The organism is Priestia sp. FSL W8-0524, from assembly GCF_038005965.1.
GTDB classification, from domain to species: domain Bacteria; phylum Bacillota; class Bacilli; order Bacillales; family Bacillaceae_H; genus Priestia; species Priestia zanthoxyli.
The window spans coordinates 1,445,553-1,465,448 of the sequence record NZ_JBBOUG010000001.1 but is presented as its reverse complement, the minus strand read 5'-3'; the positions used below and the strand labels follow the sequence as shown (position 1 = coordinate 1,465,448).

The following is a 19,896-nucleotide window of genomic DNA, read 5'->3' as shown; positions in this document are numbered from 1 at the left end:
TAAAGAACGCTCATACAAAGCCATAAAGTTGTTTACTTAAAGGGGGAAGAACCATTGTGAATAATGAAAAGCATTTACTTAAATTTCAGACGTTTCAACAACTTCACAAAAGACCCTATACTTTTGTATTGCCTAATGCTTGGGATGTTATCAGTGCTAAAATTTTTGAGAAAAATGGGTTTCCAGCTATTGCAACAACCAGTGCTGGCATAGCAATGTCTTTAGGATATAATGATGGTGAAAAAATCCCTTTTGAACAAATGTTAGAAGCTGTTAAGAGAATTATTAATTCCGTCAATATTCCTGTCAGTGTAGACCTAGAGTCTGGCTATGGCAGGTCTACTAATGAAGTGGTAGATAATACAAGACAAATTATTTTAGCAGGAGGAATTGGTATAAACCTAGAAGATGGGACGGGAGATTTAGATAGTCCTATTTTAGATGTTTCGTTGCAAGTAGAAAAAATATCTGAAATTAGATTGCTATCCAAATCGCTAAAAGCCCCATTATTTATTAATGCGCGTACTGATTTGTATTGGTTAAATACAGGAAATCCGGATCTAAGACTTCAAGAAGCCATCAATAGGGGAAAAGCATATCAAAAGGCTGGAGCAGATTGTATTTTTATTCCTGGACTATATGACATGGAATCCATTAAAAAAGTTCGACAAGAACTATCGTGTCCCATTAATCTTTTGTCTGGGCCAAACTTGCCTTCTATTAATACATTATCGCAAGTTGGTATTGAAAGATTAAGTACTGGATCCGCCCCTTTTAGAGCAACTGCTACATTATTACAAAGAATTACTGAAGATATCCTTTGTGATAATAATTTTCAACGATTAATGAATGATAATATGAGTTATGATGCGATAACAGAACTAATTGGGACTCCTGAATAGAATTTATCAAATTTAATTTAGCTTGCCTTTATAGAACTGGTAGGACTACTGAAATATACAGTAGTTCTTTTGCTGTTTGAACTATATTTAAACAGTTACCATAAAACGTTTTATAGATTGTTGATATAACAACTATTTTCTTTCAGGTGATTGAAGATATGATATATAAAAAGCTCCCCTTTTATACATGTGCTCGTCATGGAAAAGATAGTCGTTATCGTATAAATATGTTATCATTTATCTAAAGTTATAGAGTTATCTCAAAAAGCAACCTCACTCGAATGCCATTAAAGACTGAGGTTGCTTTTTCTTTTTTAAATAAAATTAAAATAATTGTGTTAACTCAAAAGGTAAGTTAGTTGAATAAAATTATTAATTTACTATCTAAGTAGTAACCGCGTTTTTATTCTACAAGGAGGCCTAGAATGATGAATCTAATCGATAAGAAAGTTACACACAAGCATTTTGGAACAGGTACTATAGTTAAATATAATGATTCTAGCATTGAAATAAATTTCGCATCAGAAAACAAAAAATTTGTTTTCCCCGATGTATTTGGAAAGCACCTAAAACTGCATGATAAAAGTGTTGCTCATTCCCTGGAAAAAATTTTAGAAGAAAAGGAAACGGAACGAAAAGAGGAAGAATGGAAGAAGGAAGAAGAAAAAAAATTACAGCGAAAAAATCAGGAACTTCGCTGGGGACATGAAAAACTTATGAAAAACCATAAACTTCATCCCGAATCACAAATGGTTTTTTGGTGCGACACAGAAGAACAGAATAGTTCTTTTTCAGAGTGGACGGTTTTTTCAGGCGTAATAAAAAGTGGTAATTACAAGGGGAAGCCAACCAAACCCACCCGCCTACATCAAAATAGCGCTGTCTTGTTAACAGCAATAGATTCCAGTATGCCTGAAAAAGGCAGACGCATCTTAGGTGTCTATATGGTCAATGAAAATTTTATCGGTAAGCTTTGCGAAGATGGATATATTCCTGCTCATTCAACGTACAGACTCCAACTTACAGAACAAGAATCCAATCAGATGCTTTTCTGGAAATATTATATAAACGAAAAGAACTCCCAAAAAATGGTGTGGAATACAGGTAAATACCGTTATTTTGATAATTCATGGATGGCTCAAATTTTGCTTGATATAGTTTCATTGAAAAGTGACTCAAACGAACGAGAGCAGGCACAGCAATTTTTTGAACATTTTTGCAAAATGAATTTGATAACGGATCAAGAGTTACCAAAGCCTAATGGCGCATTAATGCGTATTTAGATGTTAGCCCACAGGTAATTAATTAAGAATAAAAAAAGACTGACGCACTTTTCTGACCCATTGCTAATGACGAACAGTGCCAGGCTCTGTTTGCCAATAAAAGCGTAAATAAAGAATCTACTGCTACGTGTAAAGTAAAACAAGCAGGCTCTTAATAATTAAGAATCTGCTTGTTCTGCTCTACATAAGGACTATCAGTAAGTTATTTTATTTTTTTCTAAACAGGTACATATCTAACAACATATCAACAAGCAATAAATTAAGCTAGTACGTTTATTTTAATATACAGTTGAGCTAAACAGAATATCTTTATGAAAACGTACTGTTTCAGAACTATAGGCAGTCATATTTAGTACACTTTTTACAGAATATGATATGAGGACTACCCCATCTTTCAGTGTACTCACCCAACAAGGATGAAAGGGTATTAAAAAATAAAATTGCTTATCAAGTTTTTCTAAAACAAATGGTGCTGGGGGAGCTTTTTATTTTTGCTACAATTCTTAGAAAGAAGTATTTGATATTATAAAAAATGCTAGTTATAGAAATTATAGGAGGTATTCATTTTTTAAACTTTTGTAAAATTATCCACTTGAGAGAAAGCAGACAAAGAAAATATAAATCATATTATACATAGCTTTTCCTTTTCTATTATCTTCCTTACCCTACTCCTAGTTACTGACACCTTCCCTTAAAAAACAAAGAACAGCTAATACTTTTAAATAAGGAGTTTTTAAATGAGTAATTATGAAAAAACTAAGAATAACAAAAATATAATTTTAGGTATTATATATGCTCTAATTGTAATATCTGTATATGCATTTAACTTACATCTACAAATAGCTTTGTCTATACTTACTCTTGTCATAATATTTGAACTTGTAACTTCAATAAAAGAAGATGACAAAGCTAAAAATGTTATAAACATTATTACCATATGTTTATTTATACTTGGAATTGTTTTTCTCTAACTAGTACTTACTAATAGCTAACAATATAAAAAGAGCAAAGGCTTCTTATAAATGAAGAAGCCTTTGCTCTTTTTATATCTTTCCCACTCTTTTTCTAGACGGTTAGTATGCTTTTGAATATCGCTAACATGTTTTAATTTAAGATTAAGGTTGCCTGATATAGATAGTCAGCAACAGTATACTTTTACGGGCTTTTTTTTGAGATAAGAAAACTATCATTTTCCAGTTTAAGTAAGTTGAAGCTCGTCCTTAGTGAACCATAAAAAATCCCCACTAAATATAGTGTAGCCCTCACTCTCAAAGAGTAATTTCTTTACACTATACTTAGAGGAGATAATACCAAATTTTACTGTTTTTCTTGCATTACTTGAGCTACTTCAGTAAAAATTACACCTAAGCCATGTGCACCTGCGTCCGGATAACCAAGGCTTCTTTCTCCAACCGTACCAGCACGCCCCATACGTGCAACAATCTGTTCAGTTGATTTTGCTCCTTCAACAGCAGCTTCTGCTGCTTTGACAAGCGCATGTTTCAAGCTTTCACCTTCAGCGGCACTTGACGTTAACGTATCTGCATAAGGTACTAAGGCATCAATTAAAGTTTTATCTCCCACAACAGCTCCACGTCCAAAAGAACGTTCTCCTGTTGCTTGAATTCCTTTTACAGACGCTTGGATCATTTCAGCAAATTCTGTTAAAGTCAGTTCGGTTTTAGATTCAGTGTTCTTTCCAGCCGCACGAAATGCTGATCCCCAAATAGGCCCTGATGCCCCGCCACAGTGCTCCATGATAACAATGGAACATGCCTCTAGAAAGTTGCCAATATCATTTGATTTATTTTCTAGAATTTCGTGCCATTCAGCTTTCAATTGTTTGAATCCTTTAGCAACACTCATACCAAAGTCTCCGTCACCAGCATGGGAATCTAATTCACAAAACGGTATTTCATTTCTAATAATACATTCACTCATTTGGTCTACCATAAAAATAATATTATTCAACGTCAATCGATTTTCCGTTACTACGGAATATTCTTTGTTGGTTTGCACCTCATAAGACACTTTCGGGGCCTCTACGCTACCGATGATTTCATCATAAGTGACAGCTGGTACTTCACCTTTGATTTTTAACGCAGGAGTATCGCACTCTTCAGATAGGAGACTCTTTAAGTTTTCATCTAATTTCATAATCGAAATAGAAGCACCGGCCATATCAATGGCTGTCATATAGTTTCCGACAAACGTTCTTGCAATCGTTACTTTTCTACGTGACAATTCACGAATGACAGAATGATTTAATAAATACAGTTCTTGAAGAGGTGTGCTTCCAAATCCATTAATTAGGACAGCCACTTCTCCTTTTCCATCTTCTATCCCTATTTCTTTTAATAATGCCGTTACCATGCGCTCTGCAAGTTCGTCTGCTGAAATAATTTTTTCACGACGGATACCAGGTTCTCCATGAATGCCAACGCCAAATTCCATCTCATCTTCTGCAATCTCGAAAGTAGGAGTTCCTTTAGCGGGAACTGTGCAAGAAGTTAGTCCAAAGCCGATGCTTTTAACATTCGCAATAGCATTTTCTGCTGCCTCTTTCACTTTTGGTAGATCATAGCCGCGTTCTGCTGCTGCACCTGCTATTTTATGAACAAGAACAGTACCAGCTACTCCGCGTCTTCCAACTGTATATAAACTGTCCTGTACAGCGATATCATCATCTACTTTTACATAATCCACTTGAATGCCATCTTCTTCAGCTAGATAAGCAGCATTCTTGAAATTCATCATGTCACCACTGTAGTTCTTAATCACGAGTAAAGTTCCCTTATCGCTAGCAGTTTCTTTAATGGCTTGATAAATCTGTATTTGAGAAGGTGAGGCAAATACATCACCACAAACTGCTGCATCTAACATACCCTTCCCGACATACCCAGCATGAGCAGGTTCATGTCCACTGCCGCCCCCGCTAATTATGCTTACTTTATTTTTGTTAATTTGTTCTTTTTTAATGATTTTATATTTTTCAATTAAACTCAGTTCCGGATGTGCTAGAACCATCCCTTTACACATCTCAAGTACGACATCTTCTGGTTTATTAATAATTTTTTTCATCTTATATCAACCTCTTCTTATAATCATTTCCAATTTGATCTGCTGCAAGGATAGCTGCAGCTACTGACTCTGGAGTAACAGGGAATGGCATAGAATAAATAGATTCCTCTGGAATACAAGCTTTGTTAGCTACTTCCATTAACTCTTCTTGTGTAATTTGTTCTACTCCAATATCAGCAAGACAAACTGGGAGTCCTACTGCTAAACAGAAATCTAACACTTCTTCTATTTCCTCAGTTGGCGCATTTTCCAATACCAATTGTGCTAATGTACCAAAAGCTACTTTTTCACCGTGGAAGTAGTGGTGCGCACTTTCTAAAAGAGTAAGCCCATCATGAATGGCATGTGCTCCAGCTAATCCACCACTTTCAAACCCTAATCCTGATAATAAGATGTTGGCTTCAATAATGTTTTCTAAGGCTGGAGTAACAACATTATGATCGCTTGCAGCTTTTGCTTTAACCCCGTCCTCTAATAGAGTGTTGTAGCAATGTTCTGCTAAAACTAACGCTGCATTTGTACCTTTTGCTGGTGCACATACGTCCTCACGCACTCCACAAGGTAATCCAGCATTTACATTAGAGAAAGAACGTGCTGTTGCTCTTGCTTCGAAATAAGTAGATAACGCATCCCCCATACCAGATACTAAGAATCTAGTAGGTGCATTAGCGATGACTGTTGTATCAATTAATACAACACTTGGGCTTTGCTTAAAGTATGCGTAATCATCAAAAGCACCCTCTGGTGTATAGATAACTGCGGAATGACTTGTAGGTGCATCCGTAGCAGCAATTGTTGGGACGATAATTAATCCCTCTCCCTCTGCTACACATTTTGCTGTATCAATTGCCTTACCACCACCTAGACCAATTGTACAATCACAGTTGTTTTCTTTTGCTATTTCCTGCAATCTAGAAATTTCTGGTCTTGAACATTCGCCATTGAATCCGCCTTCAAAAAATGTAATACCATATTTTTCTGCTGTTGCATCTAATTTGCCTTGTACACGTTTAATATCTTCAGGATGTGCTATTAAAAGTGCAGAGGTACCAAATGTTTTCACAAAATAACCTAAATTTAAAATCTCATCTTCACCTTGAATGTATTTTGAAGGACTAATAAATGCTTTTCTCATGAATACAACCTCCTAATTAACTTTGTAATCCCTTACAATCGGAATTTTACTATCTTTTGTGTAAGATTACATTAGTCTTAAATGACGAGTTTTTACAACTTTTTATCGTATTTTTTTGCTCTCTTCATTTAATATGGTATTATTATGACATTATTTCAGGTGAAAATACTACTAAGTTCACGTTGAAAAGAGGTTACCTTTATCGCTGAACACTCTTTTATTTTACAAACTCAGGAATAAAATAAAGGTATTCTCAAGTAGGTAATACAAACTACCACACGGGAAGTAGAAGCAAGGGAGATAAAACATCATTGAAAACTACTTACATGAATTTAGATAAAATACTAGATTTAAAGAAATGGCGAAATCTTCAAGATTCACTTGCGTTTGTTACAAAATTAGCGATTGTTACGGTTAACTATAAAGGAGTGCCCATTTCTCAACACAGTGGTGTACGTCCATTTTGTGAGACTATGCGTAAAAATCCTGATACGGCAAAACTTTGTGAAAAGTGCGATGCGCGGGGAGGATTAGAGGCAGTTAGAACCAATGCTCCTTATATCTATTTATGCCACTGGAATATTGTCGATATTGCCATTCCCATTATAATTGATGATAAATATGTAGGCGCTATCATGGCGGGAGAAGTAAAAATTGAGGATGGTGACAAACATCCTCAATTGGAACAAATGCTTACTGTTCCATCAAAGGGATTTGAACAGAAGTTAAATAATAATGAGGAAATACAGCGTCTATATGATTCTATTCCTACTCTATCCTATACAGAAATTAACGAAGCTGCTCAAATGTTATATAGGCTTTGTAACTACATTGTAGAGGAAGCTATGAATAAAAATTTGATTTTAGAAGTATATGAAAAGATGGCTCCAGTAAAAGAAGACGTTTCTACTGAAGATATTTCTTACGGTTATTCTCTAGATAATATTCAAAATATAAAAAAGGAGTTAGCCAACACAGTTACTAATGCTTATGTAAAAACGTCTATTAACGATCACTTAGTTTGTAAAAACAAAGTATTACAGCCAGCCTTTGACTACATTTATAAACATAAAAGAGAAAAAATATCTCAGCAAAAGATGGCTCATTTATGTCACATTAGCACAGGTTATTTCAGCCGTATATTTACCAAAGAAACGGGTATGAATTTTTCTGTTTTTATTTCGCTCAAAAAAATAGAGTGGTCCAAACAATTATTAGAAGAAACGGATTTGTCTATTGCACAGATTAGCGATGAATTAGGTTTTAATGATCCTGGATATTACATCAAGACATTTAAAAAATATGAAAATATAACTCCTAACGTCTATCGGAAATATTATCAAGAAAAGATGTAGAGTTTTCAGTCCTGACGTAAGAAACATATAACTTTTCCATACTGATACTAGTATTCTAAAAAGGGTGCTTTTCAGTATGGAAAAGCAATGAGACACAGTCATGTGCTGGCCTTTACGCTATAAATAATATATAAATCTCTATTCCGCATGCTTATAAACATTGGGTCTCAGGCTTTCAAACATTGGGATGTTTTTTTGTTGTTCTGTAACTTTCTGTATATGAATTTCTGCTGTTATGATTTCTTCTTTGTCTCTCCCCTCTTTTATAATGTTTCCATTTGGATCGATGACCATTGAATGTCCAGCGTATGTGTTGCCGGCATGATTTTTATGATTCACATTCCCCACGCTGTTACATGCAATGACGTATACACCATTTTCTATAGCTCTTGCTCTCAATAGTGTTCTCCAATGATTTATATTTTTGGTAGTCCATTGTGCAACGTAGAATATGATTTTTGCACCTTGAGAAGCCGGAAAACGTGTGATTTCTGGAAAACGTAAATCGTAACATATAATTTGACTAGTTTTGATACCGTTAATTTTGAATATTTCCGGTACTTCATCTCCACCTGTTAAATAATGATGTTCATCTAACATCGGCACAAGATGTATCTTATCTTTTTGATAGAGCAGTTCCCCCGTTTTTGATACTGCAAAGGCTGTATTATAAATATTTCCATTCCTTTTATTCGAAACTGAACCTGCAATGATATTCACCTGATACTTAGTTGCTAAACTTTGGATAAATGGAAAAGCCCTCTTTAAATCAATGTCTGCTTTTTCTGCTACATTTTCTAAATCATAACCCGTATTCCACATTTCAGGTATTACAACAATTTCTGTATCTATATCCAGCTTTTCTGCAAATAAGGATACAATACGGTTTTCGTTTTGCTTAACTTCTCCTTCAATAATCTCCATTTGAAATAATTGTATTTTCATGTTTTTCCCTCTCATTCATAGATAAATTTATAAATAGAATATAAATCATTGCTGTATTTGACATCTTCGCCATGTGAAGAAGAAATAATAGAGGGTTTAATTTTATCTATAATTCGCCCGCTATTAATATTTTCATCCATATCAACTGTGAACTTTCGAATCGGTGGATGTAAGGATTCGGTATTAGAAAAGAATAAGTCTCCAATTAGCAGCACATTGTCATCTTTATGATGGTATATGACATGTCCCGGGGTATGACCGGGTGTTAGATATACGTCTACGGGTAACGTTTTAATGATATTGTCGCTTAAACCTTCAACTTGATGTTCTACGCCTGTTGTTTCTTTTTCTGCCTTGTTTGGATACGGTTTTTCGCCATTGATAAAAGGCGTTTCAATTTCGTGTGCGTAAATAGGAATATTTAAATGATCTTTTAAATACTTGGCACCATTAATGTGATCCAAATGGCCATGTGTCAGCAAGATACTCTTGGGAATACCTAAAGATTTTGCCGCATTCAACTGCGCATATGCATAGTCTTCCATTCCGGTATCGATGAGATAAACATCCTCACCATCCACTATGTACCATGTATTGATCTTAACTCGGATACCAACGACGGTTTCATAAGTGAGTCTATAAACATGTTCAGAGATTTGAACAAATTCCAATTCATACACCTTCTTCTGATTTATTTGATATCATAAGTGTAATCAGAAAAAATAGGAGTAACAAGAAGGCACAAATTTGTTACTCCCCATTGAGGTGAGGAAATGTCAGAGTTTAAAAGTGATCAATACGGCCCTTGTACGTTAACTGTAAAGCAAGCCTGTCCAATTGAATTAGCGATGCATATTATGGGCGGTAAATGGAAAGGCATTATTTTGTCTTTGTTATCAAAGTCACCTATGTATTATAATGCAATGCGCCGTGAAATACCGGGTATTACTCAGCGCATCCTTACACTCCAGCTTCGCGATATGGAAAAAGACGGATTAATAGAAAGAGAAGAAACAAATGATAACCCTAAAAGAGTTTTATATTATTTAACAGAGCTTGGAGAAAGTTTTATCCCAATACTTAAATCTTTAGAGAAATGGGGCAATGCTTATATAAGCAAGCAGGAAGAAGGAATAAAAGAGTCTCAATAATTAAGGGTAATCCCTCACTTTATTCCTTTAACATTTAACATACAATCAAACCTATTGTTCATATAAGCATTCAATTCTATCTATTCTAATCAAGTTTTGGCATAGAAATGAGTTCTAATTATAAGCAAGAAAATATATATGCTTACAGTTAGCTGTCTTAGCAAGAAAACTCCGCTAAACATAATCGATTTTATGCTAAATAAAAAAGACAGAAAGAGTCTACTTCTTCCTGTCTTTTTTGTCATTTAAGCATCAGCAACATGAGTTGCTTGCAGGTGACTTTTCATTCACTCCAACGCTATCCTCAGTCTTATGAACCTCACTATCAGATTTCGTATAAAAAAACTCCCACTCGTTCCCGTCAGGATCTGTTACCCAAAACTTATCTTGCACAGCATAGCAGCAGGTCGTATCTATTTCTTCACGAGCAAAGAACCCCTCTTTTTCTAGTCGTGATTTATGAGAATGAATCTCCTCAGGAGTTTCTACTTGGAAGCCGAAATGATTCACTTGATTACCTTTTACATCGTCACGTACGTTCAAGGTGAAATTTAATCCGGGTTCATCTAACAAGAATTTAGCATAATCTATTTTCGTTTTCACAGGTTGAACGCCAAATACCTTTTGATAAAACTTAATGGACGCCTCTAGATTCGTTACATTAATTCCTACATGAACATATTTCATTTACACTTCCTCCTTCGCATGCTAAATAATATTATTTGGAATGTAGTAAATTAAGAGCATGGGCCGCTTTTACTTGTATCTTTTCTAAACAAGCAGCATAGTTCTTCTGATAAGAGGTGGTTCACCTCTTTATCATTTAAATCATAATAACTCCATGTCCCTTTTGTTTCTTTTGTGATGAGGTTTGCTTCTAATAAAATCTTTAAGTGGTAGGAAAGTTTAGATTGAGACATCCCAAAGAATTCAGTTAGATCACATACGCATGTCTGTCCTCGCTGGCAGAGCTCATACATAATTTCTAATCTCTTTTGATCAGCAAGAGCTTTAAATTTTTGTTCGTACTGTTTAAATGGGTGCTTTCCTTCCTTGACTGTTTCCATTGTCATTCTCCTTCATCAATTTTTTTTGATTTAAAGTTCGAAGCTCTCGGCAGCTTTTTTAAAGTTACTGTATGTAGTTTCCCCTCTTAACGTAGGATCTTGATGAAAAAAACGCTGAAAGATTAGACTTTGTGCTTCCTTATAGTTCATCCCTTGAGTGTTCATAACTAAATGAAAATAGGCTCGAAAGTACGTAACGGATAAGTTTCCAGAGTTGTTGACTCTCACTGCTTTTCCCCTCACTTTTATAAATCAATTTTTTTTAATGTATTCATCATATCTGGAAAATTTAGATAAATCAAGACATTAATCAAATTTTTTTGTTTAATAGTAGTGTATATTTTTGTTGAATGTATAATAAAATACTTATATAATTATATTTGGAAATAAGGAGGTGAGTTGGATTGGATGTAAAAGTACAAATAGAAATGGAGAAAGCAGCACAGATACTGAAGCTGCTTGGCGATAAGACAAGATTATCTATGATGAAACTGCTCCAAAATAACGAGTGCTGTGTTTGTGAGCTAGTTGAAATTTATAAAGCAAGTCAACCGGCTATTAGCCAACACTTGCGTAAATTAAGAGATATCGAACTTGTAAAGGAAAGACGACAAGGGCATTGGATTTTCTATTCATTAAATAAAGAAAACGGCTATTATCAGTTTGTCCTTAATATACTTGAATCTTTACCAAGCGAAGATGGACGATTAAAAGAACTAGAAAAGCAAGGATTACGCATTAGTTGTTGCTAATAGTAGGAGGTTTGTAAAGTGGTATCAGTTATAGTGGCCTCCCTCATCTTCTTAGTGACATTGATTTTTGTCATTTGGCAGCCAAAGAACTTGTCTATTGGTTGGTCAGCGTGTGGAGGCGCAGTTTTAGCTCTTTTAGCAGGTGTGGTTGATTTCCATGACGTGCTAAATGTAACTCAAATTGTATGGAATGCAACGTTAACGTTTATTGCAGTTATTATTATTTCTTTAATTTTAGATGAAATTGGATTTTTTGAGTGGGCAGCGTTACATATGGCGCGTGCTGCAGGAGGAAATGGCGTTCGCATGTTTGTATATGTATCCCTACTTGGAGCTGTAGTAGCCGCATTATTCGCAAATGATGGGGCAGCCTTAATTCTAACACCTATCGTACTTGCTATGGTGCGGGCACTCAAATTTGAAGATAAAATGGTCTTTCCTTTTATTATCGCCAGTGGATTCATTGCGGATACAACATCGTTACCTCTTGTAGTAAGTAACTTGGTCAACATTGTATCAGCTGATTTCTTTGGTATTCGTTTTTCTGAATTTGCCTCACGCATGATTGTGCCAGATTTATTTTCACTTTTGGCAAGTATTGCTGTCTTGTATTTGTATTTTCGCAAAAGCATCCCTAAGAAATACAATCTAGATGATTTACAGAAACCTGTTGAGGCCATTAAAGACATGAAAATGTTCCGTTTATCAGGAATCGTTTTATTTATTTTAGTTCTTGGTTACTTTATTGGTGAGTTCTTCAATGTTCCAGTTTCTATTATCGCAGGTATTATTGCCATTTTATTCTTAGGAATAGCAAGAAAAAGCCCGGCTGTTCACACGAGAAAAGTGTTAGCAGGAGCTCCGTGGGCGATTGTTTTCTTTTCGATTGGTATGTATGTTGTTGTGTATGGATTACGCAATGTGGGGCTAACTGAAGTACTAGCAAGCCTTATTCAAACAACCGCTGATCAAGGATTATTTGCAGCAACCATTGGTATGGGATTTATTGCAGCCATTCTCTCATCGATTATGAACAACATGCCAACCGTGATGATTGATGCTTTGGCCATTGATGCAACTTCTGCAACAGGTACGATTAAAGAAGCTCTGATTTATGCAAATGTCATTGGTTCGGATCTAGGACCAAAGATTACACCTATCGGCTCTCTAGCGACGCTCTTATGGCTTCATGTTCTCTCGACAAAAGGAGTTAAGATTTCTTGGGGAACTTATTTTAAAACAGGTATTATCTTAACCATCCCAACATTGTTTATTACACTTGTTGGTTTATATATTTGGTTATCAATTATTTCTTAACACATCATAAAGGAGATTTTACACATGTCTAAAAAAACACTTTATTTCTTATGTACAGGTAACTCTTGCCGTAGCCAAATGGCTGAAGGATGGGCAAAAAAATATCTAAATAACGATGAATGGGATGTACGCAGTGCAGGATTAGAAGCTCATGGATTAAATCCTAACGCTGTAAAAGCAATGAAAGAAGCTGGTGTTGATATTTCAAACCAAACATCTGATATTATTGATCCTGAAATTTTAAATAATGCGGATTTAGTGGTTACATTATGTGGCCATGCAGCTGATCATTGCCCCGTAACACCTCCTCATGTGAAGCGTGAACACTGGGGATTTGATGATCCTGCAAAAGCAGAAGGAACAGATGAAGAGAAATGGGCGTTCTTTCAACGTGTCCGTGATGAAATTGGTGAGCGTATTCAGCGTTTTGCCGAAACAGGTAAATAATTAATCAAGAAGCAGTCTATTTGTGTAGACTGCTTTATTTTTTCTCTACTAATAAGGGGCTTTTCACTTTTATAGTTCATGAAAATAATAGGCTCTTGTTTAGTACCTGAACGGCTAATAATTAATTATTCGTAATAAATATCAGCTCTGATGTAAACCGTAGTTCCGGGTTGAGCTGCTTCAATTGCCTTCCTTAATGTTCTAAAAGGTTTGCTTTTAGTACCTAAGTTTTTGTCATCCCCTGTAGGAGAAACGTAGATCTCATGATGTATAGGTTCTACTGAAGGCTGATTAGCTGCCTCAACCCTTTGGTTTATACAACACAGTAAAATAAGAAAAATACCAACTGCTTTTTTCATAAGATACTCCTTAAAGTTAATGAGTTTCACTTACAAGATGTTTAAATTATACTATGGCTCTTTTAATAAGTATGTAAAACATCGCACTATGTCTTGTTATTTTTTTAAACTACAGCAACTTTTACATTTAAAACGGAAAGTGCTAAAGTAATGCTAGAATATGGAGGTTTGAGAAATGAATAAGGAACTTAAGTTACGTCCTTTGGAAAGAGAAGATTTAAAATTTGTCCATGAACTCAATAATGATGCAAATATTATGTCTTATTGGTTTGAAGAGCCTTATGAAGCTTTTGTAGAGCTACAGGACTTATATGATAAACATATTCACGATCAAGGTGAGCGTCGGTTCATACTAGAAAAGGACGGGGATATGCTTGGATTAGTGGAATTGGTCGAAATTGATTATATTCATCGTAGAGCAGAGTTTCAAATTATCATTGACCCTACATATCAAGGTCATGGTTACGCCATGGTTGCCACAAATCTAGCAATGAATTATGCCTTTTCGGTATTGAATATGCATAAACTTTACTTAATTGTAGACAAGGAAAACGAAAAAGCAATTCATATCTATAAGAAGGTCGGTTTTTCTATCGAAGGTGAGTTAAAAGATGAATTTTTTGTCGATGGAAGCTATCATAACGCTATAAGAATGTGTATGTTTCAAAAAGAATATTTACAAACCAAAAGTAAAAACTAAGGTTGAATTAGTATAAGTTTCCTGCTCACTAAAAGAGAAAAAAGAATGAGATCGGGCTTCTGTTAATGCAAAGAGAAAAACTCCTGTTCAGACGCAACAGGAGTTTTTCTCTTTTTAAGCTGTAGATGATATACAAATTTCTATTCTGCATGCTTATAAACATCCGGTCTCAGGCTTTCAAATATTGAGAAGAGCCTTTACCATAACGGTAAAGGCTCTTCATACGATCTTCCCTGATGGGAATCTTGTATTATCTTCATCTCTATTTTTAATTAAGGTCTATGAAAATTGACTGTTTTTTCGTCATCTCCTGTGCGTTCAAACCAGCCTCTGAAGGCCCAGTTATCATAACCTCCGTCACCTTCATTAATAAATGTTCCTTCTTCAAATATCCAGACTCCATACGTAATACCATCATAATCTACGGTATCGCCTAATTGGAAAAAGTTGAGGTAGCTTATTCAACATGATAATCAACTATTATTTAATAGATTTAGTCGCAATATAACAAGGCATATATTTGGTGATTTTTCCCTTGTGGTGATGATCTTCATAAAGATCTTGTAAGGTGAATCCAGCTTTTAGCTGTCCGCCAATTTGAGTTTCTAATGAATGGCTAAACTGTACACCGCCATTTTTTATAAGTTCTTCATCATTTTCTACTGTGTTTTTAGTTCCATCATAAGGTAATTTATTAACCACTTGTAATGCTTTCTCATCTTCTCCAAATAAATAAAGAGCAGGATTTGCAAAGCCAGATAGCAGGACGCCACCTTTTTTAAGAACTCTAAAACATTCTTGCCAAACGTGTTCAACATCTTGAACATAGCAGTTTGATACAGGGTTAAAAATCATATCGAACGTCTCATCTTCAAATGGAAATGTCTTACTCATATCCCCTTTAACTAAGTCAATAGAATAGCCTTCTCTAGTGGACACCATTTTTTCTAATTCTAATTGCTTATCAGAGTAGTCAAAAACCGTAACTTCCGCATGTTGGGCTGCAAAGACTGGGCACTGCTGTCCTCCTCCGCTAGCAAGTCCCAATATTTTCGCTTTTTTAAATGGAATAAACCAGTTATGCGGAACAGGCTTACAAGGTGTTAAGTAGATATCAAAATTACCTTGAGTTGCATCTACAAAATCTTGATGATTAATAGCTAATGACCATTCTCCTCCAGCTGAAGCCCATTCATCCCACATTTCGGAGTTGATTTTTGTATAATTAGATTTTTGCGTCATAGTTAATCCCCCTTTACCTTTTTACGTACTTTGTTTAATTTTACCATGTCACTAGAAGAATAATTTAGATGTACTAATTAATTTGTTCTGTTTCAGATAATTAATCTGTACTAGAGAAGTACTTAATAGATATTTTTAAAAATAAAAAACACCCTTTTGAAAAATCAAAAGCGTGTTTATATCTTAAATATAAAAGCTTGTATATAAACAAGGTACGAGTTTTATTTTTAATGGCTTGTCTCGAAGCTTTCAGCCATCATAAGGTCATTTTTGTAGGCAGCCATTGCGAGTTCATATCGTACCTTTTGGCTCGCTTCTACAAAATCAGCTTCCTTTACAAGTCCTGATAATGAATATTGGTGACCTTTAAAACCTACGTTCAGTTCAGTAATTTGATTGAATTGAAAGCTCTCTATAGGAATTCCATTCACATCTTTTAACAAATATTGACCATATTTCTCGTTACATGTTTGTGCTACCTGCTCCATTACTTTGAAGGCATCGTCCGGGTTTTGCCTATAGTTGAGAATAAGACTTTCATTTACCCGGCGTCTTCCTCGGGTTCCGTTCTGAAGTTCCGTAATGTTGCTATATGAGACGGTATAGAGGTAGCCGTCATATTGACGAATCTTTAAGTAGCGCATCGTAATTTCTTCTATTTTCCCTTGACGGTTTCCGTTGAGAATAACATAATCTCCGTGGTGGATCTGGCGTTCAAACAAGTAAGTCAGTCCCATTATATAATCACGGATGATATGCTGGAGGATTATTGCCAGGGCACTGGCCAACACTACCGAACTAGTGAGAATCTTTCCGAAGTCAAAGAAATGGCTAAGCACATAAATAAAGAAAAAAGCCAGCCCCAATACTCTTGTGACCTGATTAGAAAAGTGCATGAGCGTCTCTTCTCTTTTTTCATCTAAAAAGCTCGTTTTATCAAAGAAAATCTTAATGAATTTGCGAATAAAATAAACGATAAGTACAATCAGCAGCCCTACCGTTAAAACCTTTACGGGAAACTGCTGGAAAAATTCAGTGAAAACCAACTTACCCACTCCTTATTTCTAACACTATACCAAAAAAATGTACGGAAAGACAAAAATCTTCTGTTCCTTACAAACCTTAATGATAATAGCACGGTTTCCTCAAAAAAAGAAGCATATTCTATGCTTCTTGAAGGTCGGTCATATTCGGCGACAGTCTTTCAAATTGTCTTCCATCTTTATATATCTTTTGAATTTTGGAGGCTTTCTAATAAAGACATTCCTATATGTTCATCCTTATTTCTACTTAGTCTATAATTAGCTAAAACGACGGAAGCAACTTTCTTTTCTTTATCAATCCCTAAAAATGAGCTGAAGCATCCTGTTCCACCGCCGTGCAATATCACATTATTGTTTTTCTTTAAAAGCAACCATCCAAGACCCATATCAAACTTCTTTGTTCCATTGGCGTATTTTTTATGACAAAAAGACAGATATGGTTTATCTTCATCCATATTTATTTTTGCGTATTTAAGTAAATCATCAGCGGTTGAGGATACTGCGCCCGCAGGTGATATAAAATTCCCCTTGTCCCACTGCCAGTTGCCACAATCATTATTTTTGCGGTCATAGCCATGTAGATTATTGTTTGAAGCGCCTAAACAAGTATCCTTTAGTCCAAGCTCATTAAGAAGAAAGTCATTCATAGTATCCCAATACCCCTTCCCCGATATCATTCCCAACACGTATCCAATAAGGGATATACCGAAATTGGAATACTTCCATGAATAATCTACTTCTTTTAATTTACTTTTTTCGATCAGCATCTTCATTTTGTTAAAATCCATATGTAACGGATTATTTTTATTCAAATCACTTCCGCCAAAAATCAAATTAAAAATTATTTTAAAATATTCCCGTTTATTTAAAGGTAAGCTTCCTGAATATCCAGAAGAGTGAGTAGCGAGGCGGAGCAATGTAGGATAATACGTGTCTTCCTTAAGTTCTTTTATGTACTTTTGTATAGAATGGTTTAGTGTCAACTTGTTTTCAGACATGTATTTTGATAGCAGCGATATAGTAAAAGTCTTAGTAATAGAACCAATTTCATAATGATATTTTTTGGATGAGTCAATTTCACCGCTTTCATTATAAATTTTGATAACATATTGGTTGTCCGTTAAATAGCCAACGGTTAATTTCAAATTCTTTTTTCCTCTACAGGTCTTGTTAATTAATCGTACTGTTTCATCACTGATTTCAAACATAATGAGTGCTCTCCCTTATCCTTTATTTCGAAAATCATTAAAAGGATCGATATGCTTCAAAGTAAAGTAGCCTATCAAATTTATTTTTATAAGTTCTTTTTTATATTATCAATTGCTTGAACTCTTCGACTTTCAAGCTCCCTTATCACTCTCAACTGTAATTCATTGTGATCTTCATCCATTTTGATGTTGCCTTCTTCTTCAAATCCATCATGTTCTTCCCCGTCAAAGCTATAAAGTTTCTTTAAAAGCTTCCACATTATTTCCAACTCTTCGGTTGAAAACTTTTTAAAAAGGCCTTCCAAAAAGAAAATTCCTTTTTCTGAAACAACAAGCAGCGCTTCTTTTCCCTCTTTGGTGATTTTTACGTTAACTGCACGTTTATCTTTACTGCTAGGAACCACGTCAACATACCCCTTTTTTTCCATAATGGTAATTAACTGCTTGACGCTTTGTTTTGTGGTTCCTAATTTTCTAGCAATATTATTTAACGTTGTTTCATCTTCAGGTAAATGAGCAATTGCCACCATCGCCATATGCTGTCTTGATGTTAAGAGCTCAAGAGACTGATCTCCTTTCACCTGGACTTTATTTGCCAGAGAAAATAAGGTAGCGTAAGTTTGCTGCATTAAAAAAAGATCTTTATAAATATCCATATTAACCCTCCATTTTAGACAATATATTGTCTAAAATAATAGTATATTTTGTTAATTAAGTCAATGTACTGTTTATTTTAATTTTGACTATTCTGTTACACTAAAGCAGGCAAAGAAATAGTGGCCTTTCGTAAGCAAAAGTTGTCCTTTCTATATCTAATTAGATATACTAAAAAGGCACTCTAATTTAATATCACTCTAAAAAAATGTAAGAAAACCGATATGAAGTAAAGGAGAAAAAACATGAACCAACACACACAACCTTTAAACCCTATCGCCTTCCACCTTGGTCCACTTGAGGTCCATTGGTATGGAATTATTATAGGGATAGGAGCTTTTTTAGGCTTTTTGTTAGCCTCGAAAGAAGGAAAGAAACGAGGTATCTCTTCAGAAACCATCTCTGATTTACTTCTGCTAGCACTACCCATTGCTATCGTTACTGCTCGAATTTACTACGTACTTTTTGAATGGAGTTACTATAAAGACCACCCAGGCGAAACTATAGCAATTTGGCATGGAGGCATAGCTATTCACGGTGGAATTATTGGATCTGTATTAACAGCTATATGGTTTTGCAGAAAAAAGAATCTTTCTTTTTGGAAAATGGCTGATGTTTTAGCTCCTAGCTTATTATTAGGCCAAGCTATTGGCCGGTGGGGAAACTTTATGAATCAAGAAGCACATGGCGGACCTGTTACACGTCAGTTTTTAGAAACTTTACATTTACCTGATTTTATTATTAATCAAATGTATATCAATGGAACTTATTATCATCCTACATTCCTTTATGAATCCCTTTGGAACATAATAGGTGTTCTTGTCTTGATCGTACTAAGAAAATCTTTGTTAAAAAGAGGCGAAGTCTTTCTTACTTACCTACTATGGTATTCGATAGGACGATTTTTTATAGAGGGATTGCGTACAGATAGCTTAATGCTAACTTCTCATATCAGAATAGCTCAGCTCGTTTCTTTCCTTTGCGTGCTAGGCAGTTTGATCCTGCTATGGTATAGACGTAAAAAAGGCTTAGCAACTAATAAGACTGTATCTCTCTCATAAGCACATATGTTTTTGTATGAATGATTTTTTAAAGAATTAAACGATAAAAACATACAAAAGGAGCAAATTGATTTTCAGTAACTCTGAAGATCAACTTGCTCTTTTTTTGTTTCACTTATTAATATTTTTAATCTTAATCATGATTTATATGTATTTTACTAATAATAAAGTGTCTTTTATAGTTAAATCATACA

21 protein-coding genes and 1 pseudogene are annotated in these 19,896 nt (G+C 34.9%); 10 read left to right on the top strand and 12 right to left on the bottom strand.

What is annotated here, in order from left to right; genetic code table 11:
* The first annotated feature begins 56 nt into the window (after positions 1-56).
* From NST66_RS07305 to NST66_RS07295, 3 genes are all read left to right on the top strand, one after another.
* Positions 57-902, top strand: a complete 846-nt coding sequence (locus NST66_RS07305) for an isocitrate lyase/PEP mutase family protein (protein ID WP_340843225.1) — start codon at positions 57-59, stop codon at positions 900-902.
* A gap of 428 nt (positions 903-1,330) precedes the next feature.
* Positions 1,331-2,185: a malate synthase gene (locus tag NST66_RS07300; protein WP_340843758.1), complete on the top strand. Its 855-nt coding sequence runs from the start codon at positions 1,331-1,333 to the stop codon at positions 2,183-2,185.
* Between the two features lie 737 nt (positions 2,186-2,922).
* On the top strand, positions 2,923-3,156 hold the full coding sequence (locus NST66_RS07295; protein ID WP_028413804.1) for a hypothetical protein: 234 nt from the start codon (positions 2,923-2,925) through the stop codon (positions 3,154-3,156).
* Between the two features lie 346 nt (positions 3,157-3,502).
* On the opposite strand, the gene dhaK is transcribed toward NST66_RS07295, so the two are convergent.
* Positions 3,503-5,266, bottom strand: coding sequence for a dihydroxyacetone kinase subunit DhaK (gene dhaK / locus NST66_RS07290; RefSeq protein ID WP_340843224.1), 1,764 nt, complete (start codon positions 5,264-5,266; stop codon positions 3,503-3,505).
* A gap of 1 nt (position 5,267) precedes the next feature.
* Entirely contained in the window at positions 5,268-6,401 is a 1,134-nt protein-coding gene (locus NST66_RS07285; protein ID WP_028413806.1) for a glycerol dehydrogenase, read from the bottom strand.
* A 311-nt stretch (positions 6,402-6,712) separates the two neighbouring features.
* On the opposite strand from NST66_RS07285, the gene NST66_RS07280 reads away from it, so the two are divergent.
* Entirely contained in the window at positions 6,713-7,756 is a 1,044-nt protein-coding gene (locus NST66_RS07280; protein ID WP_340843223.1) for a PocR ligand-binding domain-containing protein, read from the top strand.
* A gap of 138 nt (positions 7,757-7,894) precedes the next feature.
* Here the strand turns inward: NST66_RS07280 and NST66_RS07275 are convergent, their stop codons facing one another.
* Together NST66_RS07275 and NST66_RS07270 are read right to left on the bottom strand one after the other, a co-directional pair.
* Positions 7,895-8,701: a carbon-nitrogen family hydrolase gene (locus tag NST66_RS07275; protein WP_340843222.1), complete on the bottom strand. Its 807-nt coding sequence runs from the start codon at positions 8,699-8,701 to the stop codon at positions 7,895-7,897.
* A gap of 11 nt (positions 8,702-8,712) precedes the next feature.
* Positions 8,713-9,372 carry an MBL fold metallo-hydrolase gene (locus NST66_RS07270; RefSeq protein WP_116740967.1) on the bottom strand — a complete coding sequence of 220 codons (660 nt, stop codon included), beginning with the start codon at positions 9,370-9,372 and terminating at the stop codon, positions 8,713-8,715.
* A 102-nt stretch (positions 9,373-9,474) separates the two neighbouring features.
* On the opposite strand from NST66_RS07270, the gene NST66_RS07265 reads away from it, so the two are divergent.
* Entirely contained in the window at positions 9,475-9,852 is a 378-nt protein-coding gene (locus NST66_RS07265; protein ID WP_047751227.1) for a winged helix-turn-helix transcriptional regulator, read from the top strand.
* Between the two features lie 252 nt (positions 9,853-10,104).
* On the opposite strand, the gene NST66_RS07260 is transcribed toward NST66_RS07265, so the two are convergent.
* A complete protein-coding gene (locus NST66_RS07260) occupies positions 10,105-10,539 on the bottom strand; it encodes an ArsI/CadI family heavy metal resistance metalloenzyme (RefSeq protein ID WP_033578632.1) in 435 nt (144 codons plus the stop codon).
* Positions 10,540-10,589: 50 nt separating this feature from the next.
* Positions 10,590-10,919 (bottom strand): ArsR/SmtB family transcription factor, encoded by a 330-nt coding sequence (locus tag NST66_RS07255; RefSeq protein WP_033578631.1) that lies wholly within the window; start codon positions 10,917-10,919, stop codon positions 10,590-10,592.
* A 404-nt stretch (positions 10,920-11,323) separates the two neighbouring features.
* Between NST66_RS07255 and NST66_RS07250 the strand changes: the two genes are divergently transcribed.
* Genes NST66_RS07250 through arsC form a run of 3 tightly spaced genes read left to right on the top strand, consistent with a single transcriptional unit; the run spans position 11,324 to position 13,435 of the window.
* Positions 11,324-11,671, top strand: coding sequence for an ArsR/SmtB family transcription factor (locus tag NST66_RS07250; RefSeq protein ID WP_014460639.1), 348 nt, complete (start codon positions 11,324-11,326; stop codon positions 11,669-11,671).
* Positions 11,672-11,689: 18 nt separating this feature from the next.
* Positions 11,690-12,988: an arsenic transporter gene (locus NST66_RS07245; RefSeq protein WP_340843221.1), complete on the top strand. Its 1,299-nt coding sequence runs from the start codon at positions 11,690-11,692 to the stop codon at positions 12,986-12,988.
* Positions 12,989-13,012: 24 nt separating this feature from the next.
* Positions 13,013-13,435, top strand: coding sequence for an arsenate reductase (thioredoxin) (gene arsC, locus NST66_RS07240; RefSeq protein ID WP_028413817.1), 423 nt, complete (start codon positions 13,013-13,015; stop codon positions 13,433-13,435).
* Positions 13,436-13,560: 125 nt separating this feature from the next.
* Here arsC and NST66_RS07235 read toward each other — a convergent pair whose 3' ends face one another.
* Entirely contained in the window at positions 13,561-13,794 is a 234-nt protein-coding gene (locus tag NST66_RS07235) for a DUF1565 domain-containing protein (protein WP_328171946.1), read from the bottom strand.
* Positions 13,795-13,969: 175 nt separating this feature from the next.
* Here NST66_RS07235 and speG point away from each other — a divergent pair, with 175 nt between their 5' ends.
* Positions 13,970-14,494 (top strand): spermidine N1-acetyltransferase, encoded by a 525-nt coding sequence (gene speG / locus NST66_RS07230; protein ID WP_028413819.1) that lies wholly within the window; start codon positions 13,970-13,972, stop codon positions 14,492-14,494.
* A gap of 272 nt (positions 14,495-14,766) precedes the next feature.
* On the opposite strand, the pseudogene NST66_RS07225 reads toward speG, so the two are convergent.
* The 5 genes and pseudogenes from NST66_RS07225 to NST66_RS07205 all read right to left on the bottom strand — a co-directional run.
* A pseudogene (locus NST66_RS07225) lies at positions 14,767-14,949 on the bottom strand (stress protein); the annotation flags it as partial.
* 25 nt (positions 14,950-14,974) lie between these two features.
* Positions 14,975-15,736 (bottom strand): class I SAM-dependent methyltransferase, encoded by a 762-nt coding sequence (locus NST66_RS07220; protein ID WP_168760619.1) that lies wholly within the window; start codon positions 15,734-15,736, stop codon positions 14,975-14,977.
* A 227-nt stretch (positions 15,737-15,963) separates the two neighbouring features.
* On the bottom strand, positions 15,964-16,791 hold the full coding sequence (locus NST66_RS07215; protein ID WP_340843220.1) for a mechanosensitive ion channel family protein: 828 nt from the start codon (positions 16,789-16,791) through the stop codon (positions 15,964-15,966).
* A gap of 167 nt (positions 16,792-16,958) precedes the next feature.
* A complete protein-coding gene (locus NST66_RS07210) occupies positions 16,959-17,987 on the bottom strand; it encodes a serine hydrolase domain-containing protein (RefSeq protein WP_340843219.1) in 1,029 nt (342 codons plus the stop codon).
* Positions 17,988-18,073: 86 nt separating this feature from the next.
* On the bottom strand, positions 18,074-18,643 hold the full coding sequence (locus NST66_RS07205) for a MarR family winged helix-turn-helix transcriptional regulator (RefSeq protein WP_033578624.1): 570 nt from the start codon (positions 18,641-18,643) through the stop codon (positions 18,074-18,076).
* A 243-nt stretch (positions 18,644-18,886) separates the two neighbouring features.
* On the opposite strand from NST66_RS07205, the gene lgt reads away from it, so the two are divergent.
* Positions 18,887-19,702 (top strand): prolipoprotein diacylglyceryl transferase, encoded by an 816-nt coding sequence (gene lgt / locus NST66_RS07200; protein ID WP_340843218.1) that lies wholly within the window; start codon positions 18,887-18,889, stop codon positions 19,700-19,702.
* The last annotated feature ends 194 nt before the right edge of the window (positions 19,703-19,896 follow it).